General features: G+C 34.2%; 1 protein-coding gene. It reads left to right on the top strand.

All coding sequences use genetic code 11. From position 1 onward, the window contains the following. Window positions 1–1,499: MucBP domain-containing protein (locus ACO6OL_RS06500; protein ID WP_485502554.1), on the top strand; the 1,499-nt coding region annotated here is incomplete at both ends.

Here is a 1,499-nt window from a genome sequence, read left to right as displayed (position 1 = left end):
TAAAACCAAGTACAACTGTATCAACAGGAGCACAAGTGGGAAGTGAGTATACAGCGACAAAAGAAAACACACTAACAAAAGACGGATTAGTCTATGAATTAGTTAAAACAAATAATGGGCTAAAAGAAGGTTCAGCTACAGAAGCAGGTAAAGTAACAGAAGCGAAACAAGAAGTAGTTTATGAGTACGCACCAAAAGTAGGTGGAAACGTCGAAGTTAAATATGTCATTGCAGGAACAGAAGAAAACCTAAAAGATCCAGTAACATTAGTAACAGATGGACAAGTAGGAAGCAACTACACTGCGACAAAAGATATAACTATAAGAAAAGAAGACGGAAGAGTTTATAAACTTGTTGAAGCAAATAATGGACTAAAAACAGATTCATCTAATGAAACAGGCAAAGTAACTACAGAAAAACAAACAGTTACTTATGAGTATGAGTTACAAAATGGAGACGTAACAGTTAAGTACGAAGACGAAAAAGGAAATGCAATTTCAACACCAAATGAATTGAAAAAAGGTGTAGAGACAGGAACGGTTTACAATACAACTACAGAAGATGTTAAGAAACCAAGAATTCAAACAGAAGATGGAAAAGTATATAAACTGAAAGAGAAAAAAGCAGATTCAGCTTCAGAAGAAGGAAAAGTAAGTGATACACCAGCAGTAATCACATACGCATACACACTAGAAAATGGAGACGTAACAGTTAAGTACGAAAATGAAGCTGGTGAATCAATCAAACTTGATAATCACTTGAAATCTCAAGTTCCAACAGGAGATGAATATAATACTACAACTGTTAAAGACTTAACTATCACGAAAGATGGAAAACTCTACAAACTTGTAGAGAAAAATGGTGGAGTAAAAGAAGGTTCTCCAAAAGAGAACGGAAAAGTAACAGAAAAACCAACTGTTGTAACCTATGTTTACTCAGAAGTTAAAGGTGAAATTATTCAAAAATTTGTTGATGAATCTGGAAAAGAAATCAAGGATTCGACAAATACTGGTAAGAAATCACTGAACGAAAAAGTAAACTTAGAACATCCAAATCGTATTACAGATAAAGATGGTAAAGTATATGAATTTGTAAAAGTAGATAAAGTCCCAACAAACTTCACTGAACAACCTCAAACAGCTACTTATACTTATAGAGCTGTTAAAGGTCAAGGAGTAACAGTATCTTATGAAACAACTACTGGGGTTACATTAAAAGAAACTCAAACAGTTCAACCAAAAGATACACAACTTGGAACAGAATACGATACAACAACATCAAACTTTAAACCTGAACGTATCGAAAAAGATGGTAAAGTATATATTCTTACTGCAACAACTAAACCAGGTTCAGCTGAAGAAAAAGGTAAAGTAACTGAACAACCACAAAACGTAACATATGTATATGAAGTGGAACCAAATAAACCGGTGGAACCAAACAAACCAGTGGAACCAAATAAACCGGTGGAACCAAACAAACCAGTGGAACCAAATAAACCG

The organism is Gemella sp. (assembly GCF_057272915.1).
Note: the sequence above shows the minus strand (reverse complement) of the source record. Positions and strands in the feature narration are given on the sequence as shown.